Source organism: Micromonospora sp. NPDC003944 (assembly GCF_053605225.1).
On the sequence record NZ_JBSGIV010000015.1, the window covers coordinates 47048 to 62054 of the forward strand.

At 71.4% G+C, this 15007-nt stretch carries 16 protein-coding genes; all 16 read left to right on the forward strand.

All coding sequences use genetic code 11. The features are described 5' to 3' along the window. Window positions 1-6 precede the first annotated feature (6 nt). The 16 genes from ACWER9_RS10235 to ACWER9_RS10310 all read left to right on the forward strand — a co-directional run bounded on the left by ACWER9_RS10235 (window position 7) and on the right by ACWER9_RS10310 (window position 14866). Window positions 7-954, forward strand: coding sequence for a PrgI family protein (locus ACWER9_RS10235; RefSeq protein ID WP_452301512.1), 948 nt, complete (start codon window positions 7-9; stop codon window positions 952-954). Next, window positions 951-2708, forward strand: coding sequence for a VirB4 family type IV secretion system protein (locus ACWER9_RS10240; protein ID WP_452301513.1), 1758 nt, complete (start codon window positions 951-953; stop codon window positions 2706-2708). Before ACWER9_RS10235 ends, ACWER9_RS10240 begins: the two co-directional genes overlap by 4 nt. A 16-nt stretch (window positions 2709-2724) precedes the next feature. Further along, the gene (locus ACWER9_RS10245; RefSeq protein ID WP_452301514.1) at window positions 2725-4137 is read left to right on the forward strand and encodes a hypothetical protein; all 1413 of its coding nucleotides are present in this window, start codon (window positions 2725-2727) and stop codon (window positions 4135-4137) included. After that, complete coding sequence (locus ACWER9_RS10250) at window positions 4134-5729, forward strand: type IV secretory system conjugative DNA transfer family protein (protein WP_452301515.1); 1596 nt, start codon at window positions 4134-4136, stop codon at window positions 5727-5729. Before ACWER9_RS10245 ends, ACWER9_RS10250 begins: the two co-directional genes overlap by 4 nt. A 47-nt stretch (window positions 5730-5776) precedes the next feature. Next, window positions 5777-6610 carry a replication-relaxation family protein gene (locus ACWER9_RS10255; RefSeq protein WP_452301568.1) on the forward strand — a complete coding sequence of 278 codons (834 nt, stop codon included), beginning with the start codon at window positions 5777-5779 and terminating at the stop codon, window positions 6608-6610. Next, window positions 6598-7629 (forward strand): C40 family peptidase, encoded by a 1032-nt coding sequence (locus tag ACWER9_RS10260; protein ID WP_452301516.1) that lies wholly within the window; start codon window positions 6598-6600, stop codon window positions 7627-7629. The genes ACWER9_RS10255 and ACWER9_RS10260 overlap by 13 nt, the downstream gene beginning before the upstream one ends. 501 nt (window positions 7630-8130) lie before the next feature. Next, complete coding sequence (locus ACWER9_RS10265) at window positions 8131-9429, forward strand: hypothetical protein (RefSeq protein ID WP_452301517.1); 1299 nt, start codon at window positions 8131-8133, stop codon at window positions 9427-9429. Between the two features lie 78 nt (window positions 9430-9507). Then, entirely contained in the window at window positions 9508-10146 is a 639-nt protein-coding gene (locus tag ACWER9_RS10270) for a hypothetical protein (protein ID WP_452301518.1), read from the forward strand. Continuing rightward, window positions 10143-10700 carry a hypothetical protein gene (locus tag ACWER9_RS10275; RefSeq protein ID WP_452301519.1) on the forward strand — a complete coding sequence of 186 codons (558 nt, stop codon included), beginning with the start codon at window positions 10143-10145 and terminating at the stop codon, window positions 10698-10700. Before ACWER9_RS10270 ends, ACWER9_RS10275 begins: the two co-directional genes overlap by 4 nt. A 176-nt stretch (window positions 10701-10876) precedes the next feature. Continuing rightward, complete coding sequence (locus ACWER9_RS10280; protein ID WP_452301520.1) at window positions 10877-11863, forward strand: DUF932 domain-containing protein; 987 nt, start codon at window positions 10877-10879, stop codon at window positions 11861-11863. Between the two features lie 100 nt (window positions 11864-11963). Then, window positions 11964-12473 carry a hypothetical protein gene (locus ACWER9_RS10285; protein WP_452301521.1) on the forward strand — a complete coding sequence of 170 codons (510 nt, stop codon included), beginning with the start codon at window positions 11964-11966 and terminating at the stop codon, window positions 12471-12473. A gap of 87 nt (window positions 12474-12560) precedes the next feature. Further along, window positions 12561-13031, forward strand: a complete 471-nt coding sequence (locus tag ACWER9_RS10290; protein ID WP_452301522.1) for a hypothetical protein — start codon at window positions 12561-12563, stop codon at window positions 13029-13031. Beyond that, on the forward strand, window positions 13028-13378 hold the full coding sequence (locus tag ACWER9_RS10295; RefSeq protein WP_452301523.1) for a hypothetical protein: 351 nt from the start codon (window positions 13028-13030) through the stop codon (window positions 13376-13378). The genes ACWER9_RS10290 and ACWER9_RS10295 overlap by 4 nt, the downstream gene beginning before the upstream one ends. Window positions 13379-13389: 11 nt before the next feature. After that, window positions 13390-13824, forward strand: coding sequence for a hypothetical protein (locus ACWER9_RS10300; RefSeq protein ID WP_452301524.1), 435 nt, complete (start codon window positions 13390-13392; stop codon window positions 13822-13824). Further along, complete coding sequence (locus ACWER9_RS10305; RefSeq protein ID WP_452301525.1) at window positions 13824-14477, forward strand: hypothetical protein; 654 nt, start codon at window positions 13824-13826, stop codon at window positions 14475-14477. The genes ACWER9_RS10300 and ACWER9_RS10305 overlap by 1 nt, the downstream gene beginning before the upstream one ends. After that, entirely contained in the window at window positions 14474-14866 is a 393-nt protein-coding gene (locus tag ACWER9_RS10310) for a hypothetical protein (protein WP_452301526.1), read from the forward strand. Before ACWER9_RS10305 ends, ACWER9_RS10310 begins: the two co-directional genes overlap by 4 nt. The last annotated feature ends 141 nt before the right edge of the window (window positions 14867-15007 follow it).

Below are 15007 nucleotides of genomic sequence, written 5' to 3' on the forward strand. Positions count from 1 at the left end.
TCACCGATGCCGCGCCGCATCCCGGATGAGCCGTTGAGGGCACGAGTACCGGCCGACGTGGAACGGCCCGACCGGATCGTGTTCGGTCTGACTCTGCGCCAGGTCGTCGTTCTGACCGTCACCGCGCTGATCCTCTACGCGGTCTGGACCGCCCTCGCGACGGTCGTCAACCCGCTGTATTTCATCGCCGGGTCGATTCCGGTCGCTGGGGCGGCGTTCTTCCTCGCGGTCGGCCGCCGCGACGGGATCAGCCTCGACGTCTGGCTACTCTCCGCGATCCGGCACCGCCGTACCCCGCACCGCCTCGTCCCGACCGACGAGGGGATCCATCCGGCCCCGGCGTGGGTGGCGACCACCGGTGGGCGCGGTGACAAGCTGCCCCTCCCGGCGCCGCTGCGTCTGCCCGCGAAGGGCATCACCGCCGACGGGCTGATCGACCTCGGTCCGGACGGCACCACCGCCCTGGTGTCGGCCTCGACGGTGGCGTTCGGGCTGCGCTCGCCCGGCGAGCAGAACGGCCTCGTCGCTGGGTTCGCCCGCTGGCTGAACAGCCTCGACGCCCCGACGCAGATTCTCGTGCGGGCACAGCGCGTCGACCTGACCCACGTCGCCGACCGCATCGAGCACCACGCCCCCGCGTTGCCGCACCCGGCGCTGGAAGAGGCAGCGCGCTCGCACGCCGGGTTCCTCGACGACCTCGCCACCGGCCGCGAGCTGCTGCACCGGCACGTCACCGTCGCCGTGCGCGGGCGGCGCGGCCCCGGCCACACCACCCACCGGGCCCAAGAAGCGGTACGCGCCCTCGCCGGGTGCGAAGTCGCCGGGACAGTCCTGGACGCCTACGACACCCAGATGACCCTCGCCGCCTGCCTCGACCCGGCCGCCCCCACCGCCTGGGCGGCACCGGAGATCCCGGACCTGATGACCGACCTGGAGGACGGTGACGACGCATGAAGCTTCCCACCCTGCCCCGCAGCCGCCGCCCACCCGAAACCGCCGGTGTGCTGCCCGGCAGCCCCGACGCCGTGGAAGTCGGCGGCCGATCGGTGCACGTCGGCGACGACTACTCCGCGACCCTCGCGGTGACCGGCTACCCGGCCGAAGTCGGTGCCGGCTGGCTGGAGCCGATCCTGTCCTACCCGGGCCGCGTCGACGTCGCCCTGCACATCGAACCCGTCGCCCCAGTCGTCGCCTCCGACCGGCTACGCAAGCAGCGCGGCCGACTCGAATCGAGCCGCCGTAGCGATGCCGGGAAGGGTCGCTTGGACGACCCGGAGTTGGATGCCGCCGCGGCGGATGCCGCCGAGTTGGCCGCTCGGGTCGCCCGAGGTGAAGCCCGGCTGTTCCGCGCCGGCCTCTACCTCACCGTCCACGCATCCAGTCCGGAGGACCTGACCGATCGGGTGGCCGAGGTGCGAGCCCTAGCCTCGTCGCTGCTACTCGACGTGGCCCCGGCGACCTGGCGGCAGTTGCAGGGCTGGATCACCAGCCTGCCCCTGGGCGTCGACAGCCTCGGCATGCTGCGGGTGTTCGACACCGACGCCCTCGCCGCGAGCTTCCCGTTCACCAGCCCGGACCTGCCGGTCACCGCCGGAGACACCGGTATGGGGGTGCTCTACGGCCTGAACCTCGCCTCGGCCGGGGTGGTGGTGTGGGACCGGTGGGCGCAGTCGAACTTCAACGCCGTCATCCTCGCCCGCTCCGGCGAAGGCAAGTCCTACCTCGCCAAGCTCGACCTGCTACGCAACCTCTACCTCGGGGTGCAGGCGTTCGTCATCGACCCCGAAGACGAATACCTCCGACTGGCCGAAGCGGTCGGCGGGACAATCATCCGGCCAGGTGCGCCCGGCGTGCGAATCAACCCCCTCGACCTGTCCGCCGCTGACGGTGACGATGCCCTGTTCCGGCGAACCCTGTTCATGCAGACGTTCGTCGCGGTCCTCACCGCAGGCGACAACACCACCGCCGCCCTCGACCCGCACGACGTGCCGGTCCTCGACGCCGCCGTGCTCGCCGCGTACCGGGCGAAGGGCATCACCACTGACCCCCGCACCTGGCGGCGTCCGGCACCGCTGCTCGCGGATGTGGCGCAGGCGCTGACGGAGATCGGCGAGGCCGGGCGGACCCTGGCCGCTCGCCTGCACCCGTATGTGTCCGGGTCGTTCGCCGGACTGTTCGACGGCCCCACCACCACCGCCCCACAGGGGCACGTGGTGGTGTACGCGATCAAGGATCTACCCGACGAGCTGAAGCCGGTCGGCACTCTGCTCACCCTGGACACGATCTGGCGCACGGTCGCCACCTCATCGCCGGACGTGCGGCGCATGGTGCTGGTCGATGAGGCGTGGCTGATGCTGCGCGCCGGGCTCGGCGCGAAGTTCCTGTTCCGCCTCGCCAAATCCGCCCGCAAGTACGGAGCTGGGCTGACCGTGGTCACCCAGGACGCCGCTGACGTCCTCGGCACCGAGGTCGGCCGCGCCGTCGTCTCCAATGCGGCCACGCAGGTGCTGCTACGTCAGGCACCGCAGGCGATCGACGCGGTCACCGAGGCGTTCGGACTCACCGATGGGGAGCGGGCCTTCCTGCTGTCCGCGGCGCGCGGAGACGCGCTCCTCGCGTGTGGCAACAGCCGGGTGGCGTTTCACAGCCTCGCCTCCGACGTCGAGCACGACCTCGTCGTCACCGGCCCCACCGCCGGCCACCGCTGACCCGCTGGAGCCTGCCATGCCCGCCCCGCTGGCCCTGCTCATCCCACCGACCCCGACCTCGCCGCCGACCCCCACCCTCGCGCCGCCGTCTGTTACCTGCATCCCTGGCCATGACGGCGTTCCGAAATCGATGATCGGGCATCTGGTGTGCGGCTCGTGGGCCGACGACCTTCCCGCCACGTCGGCGGTGTTCGTGCGGGCGCATTGGCCGCTGCTGCTTGCTGTCCTCGCCGCGCTCATCGCCGCCTGGGTCGGGTGGACGTGGTGGCGGCGGCGGGTGTGGCGTGCTCACGCCGCCCAGGCCCGCTGGTTGGAGATCGTCCCGCCGGTGTCCGCAACCCCTGTCGCCACCATCGGACTCTGGCGGTTGCTCGCCACCGCGCTGCCCGCATCGAGTCGGTGGTCGTGGCGCCCGCACCGCCTCGTCTGGGAGGTCCAGGCCGACCCGCGCGGCATGCGCTGCGGCCTGTGGCTGCCACCCGGAGTCAACCCGACCGCCGTACTCCGGCTGCTGCAACGCGCGTGGCCAGGTGCCCGCGCCGAACAGACCCGCCCACCCGTCTTCGCGCCCGGTAGTCCGGTCGCCGCCGTGGCGTTGCTGCCCACCCAGCCGGAGTGGCTGCCCCTGGTGGACGACGCCGCGCCGAGCCGGGGTCAGCGGTGGGAGGTTGGTACGCCGCCGGAGGAGGACCGGCTGCGGGCCGTCTACGACGGGCTCGCCGCCGCCGGGCGCACCGGGGGTGCGCTGCTGCAGGTCCACGTCACCCGCGCCCCCGCCCGCCGGGTCGCCGGGTTCCGCCGCGCCACCACCCACCCCGATCGTGTCCGCCGCCCCCGCAGCGGCGCGTCCCGCGCCATCGGCCTGCTCGCAGACGGCCTCCGGGCACTGATCATCGGTGTCCTCGACCTCATCACCCCCGGCCCGACCACCCGCAAGCACCCCACCAACCGCGCGGACCCGTACCTGACCGAGCTGGCCCGCCAGGCACGCGGGAAGCTGGCCGCCGCCCCGCACCTGCTCGTCGCTGTCCACGCCACCACCACCGGCCCGACCGTTGGCGCAGCGCGGGCTGCCGCCGCCGATATCACCTCCGGCTTCGGACTGCTCTCACCCCACTTCGCGCGCCGCCGGCTACGCCGCGCCCACACTGCGGCGACCTGGCGATGGGTGCCGCCGTCACGGATGACCCTCGCGTCGGTGGACGAGACCGCCGCCCTGGCGGGCTTGCCTGCCGAGCCGTCCGCGCACGGCATGCCCGCCGCCGCCTCCCGCCGCCGCCCCGCCAGCCGCGATGTCTTCACCGCCGGACCGGCCCCGGCAATCCGGCCGAAGCGCCGCCCAGCCTCCGACCCTCCCGCCCCGTCCGCCGGCCCAGTCTCGGACAACCCGGCCGAGGGCGACCCGCCGACCGTGTGGAGCACCTCATGACCACCGCCCACAGCCCAGCTACGCCAGCCGCCCGAGAAGCGCGGCGCCTTCATCTCGTACCGCCGGGCGAGCGGGGCGGCCTGCCCGGCAAGGTGATCGGCGTCGCCAACTCTGGTCCAGCCGTACGCGTCGGCATATCCCTGGAGGATTGCCGTCACCACCTGCATGTCTGCGGGCCGACTGGCACCGGCAAGACCAGCCTGTTGTTGCGGATGATCGCCGATGACGTCGAGGCCGGGCGCGGCGTCGCCGCGTTCGACCCCGCCAAAGGCGACTTGATCCGCGATTTGCTCGACGTGCTGCCGGCCGACTGCGGGGACCGCCTCGTGATCGTGGATCCCGACGAACGGTCGGCCCCGCCGGCGATCAACCTGCTCGACCCGAAGGTTCACGGTGGAAGCGCGCACGACGTGGCCGCCGCCGTCACCTCCGTCATGTCGAAGGTGTGGGCTCGGTGGTGGGGTCACCGCACCGCCGACATCTGCTACCACGGGCTACTCACCCTGGCCCACCTGCCTGGCTCCACCCTGGCGCAGCTCCCACGACTGCTCTCCGACGGCAAGTGGCGGGCCAGGCGGGTCCAAGCGGCCACGCACCGGCTCGGGGCGTGGGAGGGCAACACTCTCGGCGAGTTCTGGGACGGCTTCAACGGCCTGCCCACCGGGCAACGCGCCGGCCTGGTAGCGCCGCTGCTGTCACGCCTGCGCCTGGTCCTCGCGCACCCCCTGGCGAGTGCTGTGTTCGGGGTGCCGGCCACGACGTTCCGGTTCGCCGACATCCTTGACGGCGGCGTCCTGCTTGCCCGCCTACCCAAGGGGGTTCTTGGTGAGGACGGCACTCGCCTGATCGGGTCGCTGCTGCTGGCGGGTTTGTGGCAGGCCACCGCCGCCCGCGCCCGCATTCGTGAGGCCGACCGGCTCGACGCCAGCATCGTGCTCGACGAGTGCCACAACTTCCTGCACCTACCCATCGGCATCGATGACGCCCTCGCCGAGGCCCGCGGCCTGCACACCTCCTTCGTCCTCGCCCACCAGTACCTCGGCCAACTCTCCGGCGACATGGCCGAGGCGATCGACGCCAACGCCCGCAACAAGGTGTACTTCGCCCTCGCCCCCAAGGACGCCGTCGACCAGGCCCACCACGTGCGCCCGTACCTCGACCAAGGTGACCTGATGCGCCTCGGCGGCTACGAGGTGGTGCTGCGGCCGGTAGCCGGCGGCCGGGTCACTCCACCGGTCACCGCGGACACCATCGCCCCACCCAAGGCGATCCGAGGCCGCGCCGCCGAGCTGCGCCGGCTTGCTCGTGAGCAGACCGGTCTGCCGATGGGTGAGCGTCGGCAGTTGCTCGCCGACGCAGTCACTGGCGACTCGGACACCGACATCGCTATCGGCACCGGTGGTGGCCCTGGCCCGGTGGTCGGTCGGAACACCTTCGCTGCTGTTCAAGGGGCGGGCTCACTAGAGGGTTCTAACGAGCGATCTAACGAGGACTCCAACGACCGGGAACGCTCGCCTGAACCCTCGCCCATGAACGCGTCATACCCGCTGGTGGATGACGGTGAGGAGGACTGGTGGACCGGAACCGACTGATAAGAGATATCCCTCCTACCGGTACACAAGCTGCCAGCAGCTCCCGCCTGACGGCGTCCGTCGTTGCCGGTGAACTCGCTCGTCTCACCCCCCGCGACCGTCTCCTCCTGGACCTGCTCGACCAGCACTCCACCTTCACCACCGACCACCTGGCCCAGCTCGCGTTCGGCTCCCTCGGCCGTGCCCGTAACCGACTCAACCTGCTGTATACCCGAGACATCCTCGACCGGTTCCGCCACTACCAACGGCCCGGGTCGCAAGCCTGGCGGTGGACCCTCGGCCCGGTCGGCGCGGCCCTGCTCGCGGCCGGACGAGGCGCACCGATGCCCCGCCCCGCCGCCGTACGCGACACCACGGCCCGACTGGCGATGTCCCCGAGGTTGAACCACCTCCTCGCCACGAACGGGTTTTACGTCGCGCTCACCGCACACGCACGCGCACGACCCGGGGTGCGGTTGGCGCGGTGGTGGAACGAACAACGGTGCCGTGAGGCCACCGGCAACCTCGTCCGCCCGGACGGTCACGGCGTGTGGGTCACCGGCGGGCGGGCGGTGCCGTTCTGGCTGGAGACGGACCTCGGCACCGAAACCGTGGGCCGAGTCGCGGACAAACTCGCCGGCTACGCCGCACTCGGCCCCCGCCGCGCGTACCCGGTGGCGTTCTGGCTACCTACCGCCGCCCGCGAGGCCAACCTGCACGCGCACCTGTCCCGCACGGGCATACCCGACGGGGTGAGTATCGCGACCGGCGCGGACGACTACGCCGCCGCCCACGGCGGTCCCGCCGGGCCGGTGTGGCGCATCCCTGGCGACCCGACATGGGTGACCCTGGTCGACCTACCCGGCACCGCAACGGGGGACGGTGCGCCGTGGGACGGGTGATCTCGTGGGCGGTCGGCGCGGTGGTCGCGCTGGTGGTCATCGTTGCGGCGGGGGCCGGGGCGGTGGTGGGGGTGTTCTCCGGTGGTGGCGGTGCCGCCGGATGCCGGGCCACCGTCACCACCGGTGGCACGGCCCCGGACGGGCTCACGGCCGAACAGGCGAGCAACGCCTCGGCGATCGTGGCGGTCGGGCAGCGCATGAGCGTGCCGCCGCGCGGGTGGGTGATCGCCGTAGCGACCGCGCTGCAAGAGTCCAACCTGATCAACCACGGGCACCTCGGGACGGCCAACGATCACGACTCGTTGGGCCTGTTTCAACAACGCCCGTCGCAAGGGTGGGGCACCCCTGAACAGGTCACCAATCCCGACTACGCCGCCAGCAAGTTCTATGAGCGCCTCGTCCGGGTTCCCCGGTGGGAGACACTGCCGCTCACCGACGCGGCGCAAGCCGTGCAACGGTCGGCGTACCCGGACGCCTACGCCCCACACGAGCCGCGTGCCGCCGCCATCGTGGCCGGATTTACCGGCGGGGTTGTCTGCGACGGTGGCGACGGGCTACCGCCCGACGTGGCAGCGTCCCTACCGGCGGGGTTCACCCTCCCGGCAGGCACCCCGCCGCCGGTCGTGACTGCCATCGGGTGGGCACTCGCCCAGCTCGGCACCCCGTACACCTTCGGCGGTGACTGCACCGCCCCGCACTCCGGCGTTCCCCGACGACAGTGCGACTGTTCCTCGCTCATGCAACAGGCGTACCGGGCGGCCGAGGTCACCATCGGGCGCACGACACGCGACCAGGTACACGAGGGCACCCCGGTACCCGGGGTCGCGGACCTCCGCCCCGGAGACCTGATCTTGATCCCTGGTAGCGGCGGCACCCGCGACGACCCCGGACACGTGGGAATGTTCATCGGTTCTGGTCTCATCGTGCAGGCCCCGAAAACCGGTGACGTGGTACGCATCAGCAAATTGTCAGGATGGGCCGACCGGGTAGCGGCAATCCGGCGCATCGTGCCGAGCTGACAGAGGCGAATAGAGAACGCGCGAAAGAGTCGCCGAACAGTTATGTGATGCGGCCGTACATGAAGTGATTTTCGCCACATTCAATCGAAGGGCATCGTTCGATGGATGGCCGGTGTGCCCGACGCGCGGCACCCCGTCGGGCCGGAATCTGTTCCCACCCGCGCCATGTTCGCCCTCTTCAGTGGACCCGCACCGCCGCACCGTACGCGCCCGGCGGAACGTCGCCCACACCGGCGCACCTGTGAGCGGCGAACGTTCGGCAGCGGCGCTCACAGCGCCCGCAATGCCTATAGCCGACCGGCCGTCATCCCTGGAACAGAGGCGGATGGCGGAACCGGAACGGTTTCGGGAAAGAGTCTTGAACAACGGGGTTGACAATCATCCGGTGCAGAGGGTCCATGGACGTGGGCACCGAAACAACGGCCCCGGCGGAACCGCAAACAATTGCGCGATGCGCGATGCGGAATCCGCTGACACCCCTTTTTCGTGGAGGTAATTGTCATGACCGCAAGCGCCAACCTGACCGCCGGTACCGACGAGGCCCGGTCCGTCGTCGCCGAGGCGTTGGGTCGCCACCCCGGGCTGACCGCCCGCAAGTTGGCTGGACAGGAAAACCTGTCCCTGCCGGTCGTCACCGAGGCCCTCAAGCACATGGAAGAGGCCGGAACCGCCACCCGCACCCCCGGCCCGACCAACGGCAACCGCAAGAGCGCCGACCTGTGGGCGGCCGTCACCCCGACTGGCGACACCACCGACGAGGCGACGCCGGACACGACCGACGAGGCGACCCCGGCTGAGGACGACGCCACCGGCGACCCGACGACCGCCGACGACGCCCCGGCCACCACCGACGCGACGCCGGACACGACCGACCAGCCGACCCCGGCCGACGACGACACCACCGGCGACGTGACCGCAGACGAGCCGACGACCGCCGACGACGCCCCGGCCGCCACCGACGCGACGCCCGACACGACCGACCAGGCGACCCCGGCCACCGACGACGCGACCGGCGAACGGGCGGCGGACGAGGCGACGCTGCCCGAGGCCCCGGTGTCCGGGGTTCCCGTGTCTGGGGTGCCGGTGTCGGGTGCGCCGGTTGGCCCGCGTCAGCCCGACCTCAAGGTGTTGATCATGGCGGGGGTGTTGGGTGGGCACCCGGACGGGATCACGGCTGACACGGCGATCAACGAGAGCGGCCTGTCGGTCGCGATGGGTGACGCGGTCCTCGCCGCGATGGAGGTTGCCGGTGCCGCGCGTCGCCTGCCGGTCACCGAGGACGGTGACGAGCTGTGGGTGATCGCCGATGGTGACCTCGCCACGGTGGACCCGGCCAACGCGCCGACGCACACCACGTGCTCGCTGTGCGGGCACACCCGCAAGATCCGCCGCCCGTCGGTCCGGCGTGCCGCCGCCCCCGGCCGCACCCTCGGTGAGATCAACAGCGACGGGTCGGTCAAGTTGGGCAAGAACGAGTTGCGCAACCGGGTCGAGGCGTTCATGCGCGACCTCGGCCCCGGCCACGACGTGACCCCGGGCACCGTCGCGCGTGAGATCGGCGGACGCAGTCCCGGCGCGGTCGGCAACGGCATGCGGAAGATGGCCACGGCCGGGGTGCTGGTGCTGACCCGCGAGGCCCCGGAAACCTACGCCCTCGCCGACGACGCGCCCGCCCCGACGGCCGAGGTGCGCGCGTTCCTCACCCGGCCCCAGACCGCCGCCGCCCCCGTCGGTGCCGACGCCCTCACCGGCGACGAGGCCGACACCGACGAGGCCACCGCCGCGCCGCTCGCGGCCTGACCGATCACCCCGCCGGGGCCGGGCACCACGCCCGGCCCCGGTACCCGCACGCCCACCCCCAACCGGAAGGGACAACCCATGACCACCCCGCACGATCACCCCGACCACGAACCGACCACGCCCGGCCCGGGGTCGCTGCGCTGCCCGGAATGCAAGGAACCGGCGCGGCTGGTGCCGCCGCGTGACTGGCCCCTGAACGGGTTCGCCGCGTGTCCCGGCGCGTCCCATACCGACGGCACGCCGCTGTGCCCGGTGCCCGGCCCGAACGGGTCGCAACCGGCCGACCCGGTGGGCGCGCCGGCCCGGCTGACGCTGTGGCAAGCCGTCCGGCAGACGTGGCTCGCTCACCCTGATTGGACCGTCACCGATCACCTCGCGTGGCTCGACGGTGAGGGCTACGACACCGACACCTCGGACGGTGATCCGGCCGACCTCATCGGCCGGTGGCTCGCCGCACTCCGATGTGCCGCCTCGCTGTCCTCGCCGCCCGATCACGGCCGGGTGTATGCGATCTTCGGCGCTGACATCCTGATCGTCTTCGACGACGCGCACAGCGCCGGTGACGTCCTGACCATGTTGCGGGTCGCGCAGGTGCCATACGAGGTGTACGTGTTCAACGCGGCCGGGTGGGACGAGGTGGCCCGTGTCGTGCGCGCGGTCAACCCGGACCTCGTCATCAGGGACAGCCGCCCCGGCCCCGTGAGCAGCCAGTCATGACGCACCCGCCCGGCAATAGGCCAGACCTACCGCCCGCGCTGGCCGCACGTCCCCACGACGCGCGGCGCGGCCTACCCATCCCACCGGTCAACATCCACCGCAACCCGACCGGCGACGGGTCACACGTGGACTTCACCACGATCAACACCACCACCTCGACCCGCCTCGCCATCGAGCGCCGCTGCTCACTCTGCGGCGAGCCCATGGGCTACTGGGTGGCGTTCCTCGGCAGCCCTCGGGCGGCCGAGCTGATGCGCTACGCCGACCCGCCGGGACACCCCGACTGCATGACCGCCGCACTGTCACTGTGCCCACACATCGCGCTCGGTCGGCACCGCCGCGCCCGCGCCGACCGGCCCGGAGCGGGCATCATCCCGCCGGGGTCACACGGCGACAAACCCGACCGGCACCTGATGGGCATCACCCGCACCTACCGAACGCGGTTCATCCCCGAACACGGGTTCACCGTCTACCTACCGGCCCCATTCAAAACCGTTCGCGCGTACGCGTACGGCCCCGACGGGCTGCTACACCCAGTCGCCGACACCCGGTAGGCCACGCCCGGCGGTGGGCGTCAGATTCGCCGCAGAAACCTTCATCGACTCCACCCGATCGTCTTGATCGACCTGTGGAGGGTAGGAACCATTGCTGTTGACGGCGCGACCCGGGGGACGCAACCCCCCGGCCGCGACGCCAGACCGAATCCACCAAACCCGGAAGGGGTGCCACCGTGGCACACGAACTGGAAACTCTCGCGAACGGTCAGACGGCCTTCGCCTCCGCGCGGGTCACCGCCTGGCATCAGCTCGGCACTGTGGCCGACGAGTGCATGACCGCCGAGCAGGTTATGAGTAAGGCGTGGCTCGGCGGTTGGGAGGTCCGCAAGATCGCCCTTCAGGGCATCGAGGTCACCGAGCGCGGCGTGACGAAGGTCGACTGCACCGACAAGTACATGACCGTCCGGACCAACCCGGTCACGGGTGAGACCGAGTACCTCGGCGTGGTCGGCGAGGACTACAGCGTGGTCCAGAACGAGCAGGTCGCCGAGACGCTCAACCTCCTGGTCGACGCCTCCGGCGCGCACTTCGAGACCGCCGGCTCGATGCGCAAGGGACGCTCGGTGTTCGTCACCATGAAGCTACCCACCGCGATGCAGATCGCCGGGGTGGACGACATGGACCTCTACCTCGCGGCCACCACCTCCCACGACGGCACCGCCGCCCTGCGCCTTGATGCGACGCCCGTGCGGATCGTCTGTAAGAACACGCAGAATCTGGCTTTCGCCCGGTCGGTCAGCTCGTACACGTTCCGGCACACCTCGAACGTCACCAGCAAGATCGCCGAGGCGCGGCAGGCCCTCGGCCTGATGTGGAAGGCGTTCGGCGACTTCGAGACCGAAGCCGAAAAGATGATCAACGAGTCGCTGACCATGGGCGAGTTCGAGAAGATCATCGCGCAGGTATGGCCCGTGGCCGACGACACCTCGGACACCGCGAAGAACAACGCGAAGCAGCGCACGGCCGCGTTGCGGTACCTGATCCGGGACGCGGACACGCAGAAGGCGATCAAGGGCACCCGGTGGGCCGGCTACCAGGCGATCACCGAGTACGTGGACCACTTCGCCCCCGCCAAGACCGACCTCGCCCGCGCCACGCGGGCGCTGACCGGTGCCGGTGCGGATCTCAAGGCCCGCGCGTTCGAGCTGCTGGCGGTCTGACGTGGCCCGGCACGGGGGCCGGGCCACCACGCCCGGCCCCGGTACCGGCAAGCACCCCGCCACCGGTACCGCGCCCGTCCCCCCGCCCACCGCCGAGCCCATGCTCGCGCCGGAGCCCACCGCCGCATCCCTGATCGGACTGGCCAACCGGGTGAGCGCTCACCACGCGGCGGCCGAGGTCGCCCGCGCGATGGCCGAACACTCGACCAGCGAAGCCGAACACGCCCACTTGATCGCCCGCGCCGAGCACTGGGAAGCCCTCGTCAACGAGCAGTGGAACGCACTCTGCTCAGCGATCTGGGCGACTGCACCCGGCGGGGCGACGGTCGAGCGGTTCCTGCCGGTCCGGCCGCTGACCAACGGCCACGTCGAGCTGCACGCCTACAGCACGGAAGGCCGCCGACTCGTCGTGCTGCTCACCGGCGCGCAGGCCCTCGCTGTCGGCGCGCACCTGACCGCGTACGGGGCACTGAGCCTCGACCGCAGCGGCCAGAAACTCGACGCCGGCCTACCCCACGTCAAGGCCGCACCGCCGTTCGACGCGGACGGGATCGCCGGTGCACCGGCCACCCCGAACGCCGCCGCCGGGTCGCCGCCCGCCCATCCCTGACCGCCCGTGATGTGCCGCGCGGCCACGGTCGCACCCCGGGCCGTGCGGCACGCCCCGGCGTCCCCTCGACATCATTGCGGAGCACCCATGAGACCTGAACACCTGTTCACCGTCGCCGTCGAATTCGCGGAGGCGACCGGCAAAGCCGAACGCGCCCGCGCCCTCGCGGCCAGCGCCACCGGCGACGAGCGCACCGTCCTCACGAACACGGCAACACGCTACGACGCGGTTGCCATGCGCCGGCGCGAGTTCCTCCGCGCCTCGCTGGGCGAGGCCCTGAGCGGAACTGTCATCGCCGAGCCGGACACCGAGCAGCCCGCCGCACTGTGGCGGCGGCGCCACGTCGAGGTCCGCGCCCGCACCGGCGACGGCTCCCGCGTCCGCGTGCGCTGCACTCCGACGCAAGCCGTCGCCCTCGGCACCGCCCTCATCGGTCTCGCGGCCCTGACCGATCAACTCGGCGGTGGCGTCCTGGGCGAGACCATCGCCACCTTCCCACCCACCTCCTACTCCACCGCGGAGCCCGAGGCGAGCGGCGAGAACGGGAAGCTGGCATGACGACCTCGATCGACCCCTCCGAAAACACCGACGGTATCGGCGACGGCCAGCGCACCCTCGACGGTCAGCAGCTCGCGGAGGCGCTCGCTCTGCTCGGCGCGGTCGACCCTGTCTGCGTCGAAGTGCTGACCCGGCTCAACCTGCGGGTCTACCCCGGCGAGCCCGGCGACCGCACCGCCTACGTCGTCCTCGACGTGCACGGCGTCTCGATCGGCATCCGACGGCGCGCCGACGACCTCTACCTGCACGCCGACACCACCGAGACCGACGACCGGCTCATCGCCTTCGAGATCAACGGCTACGGCGAGACCGACCACACCACCAACCCCTCCCACCCCGGCCTCTGAACGGAGCACCGATGTACCGCTCCATGGAATGCGGCGACACCGCCCGCGTCATCACCCCCGCCGACGCCACCGAGCACCGCCTCGGCACCGTCACCGACGTCACTTACTCCACGCCGCACACCACCCACGCACGCCGCTACACGCTGCGCTTTCCCGGCGGCATCGAGCGCAGCTTCCCGGCCGATCACGTCGTCAGGTGCACCCGCGCCGACGACCAGGCCGCCCTGGAGGCCGCCTTCACCACCGCGTGTGTGGCCCTGCGCAACGCCTGCCGCCTCGCCCACGACTACGACCCCGACCTCAGCGTCGGAACCGCGAGCCTGATCCGGCGACTGGTCGACCTCAGCCGGCTACGCCTCGGGCTAACCCTCAACCCGTCCGGCACCGCTGGCGTCGCCGAGACCGGCTCGCCGAACACCCGCAACCAGGGTGGGGGCAATCAGTGATGCCGCAGCTTCCGCAACCCGACCAACCCGGGGAACCTTTCGGGCCGAGTGCGCTCGGCTACACCTCGCCGCCACTTTTGGAGTCGCCGTACTGCCGGCGCTGCCGACGAGGCGTCAGCATCCACATCAACGACTTCGGCATGGTGACGTACCAGCACGCCAACAAACGAAGCGACAACGGCGACCACGACCCCGAGCCTGCACCCGTCACCGAGATCCCGAACCCGATCATCGAGTGCGACTTCTGCTCCGCGCCCGACGCGGCCTGGATCTACCGATGCGCCAACCAATTCAGCGAGCACCGACGCGTCACCGCGCGAGTCATCAGCGTCAGCGACTACCGGTCTCGGCACGCAGCGGCCCGGTCACGCCGCACCGACACCGAGCACGCTGTCACTCAGGCGTGGGGTGAACGGTGGCCCGCTTGCCACGGCTGCGCCGACCTCATCGAGGCCCGCGACCTCTACGGGCTGATCCGCCGCGTGGTCGACGCACTGCCCGCCAAACTCACCCGAGGCAAACACCTCGTACGCGTTCGCGGGGAGCTGCACGCCACCTACTCCGAGGTATTCGACACCCTCGCACCCGGACGAGGCCGCATCGTTCCCGGCCATCCTCTCGGCATGTGGCCAGGCACGGAGACGACCTCATGACCGACACCTCACTGCACCAGCGGCCGGCGCTCACCCACGCGAAGGCCCGACGCCGCCTCGGCGCGGTATGCGCAGCCGACGACGGACCGCTGACCCGCATCACCGACGACCCGCACCTCGTCACCTGCCCAGACTGCGAAGGACTGGTCGAGTTCGACGCGCTACCCGACGACGCCACCGCAGGTGATCCCCGCGTCATCGAGGTGCTGCGCGAGGTCACGCGCGGCAACTGCCGCAAGATCGACGGGGTGATGGTGGACATGACCACCGCCGCCGCGATCCTGACCGTCTACGACGCGCTGAAACCCGCCACACGGGTGAAACTGGCCGCGCTGCGAATCGACCGGATGGCGCAGGTGGCGTGGCGGCTGCTACGCCCGCACGTGTAGACCGGGGCGGGACGGTGGCCGGCGGGCACACCCGAGGGTGTGCGCAACCCCGCCGGCCACCTCGCCCGTTCCGGGCTGACCAGCGGACCAAACAGCCGCCTTCACCCAGGCCGGGCGTGCCGCCGATCCTACGGCGAAGAA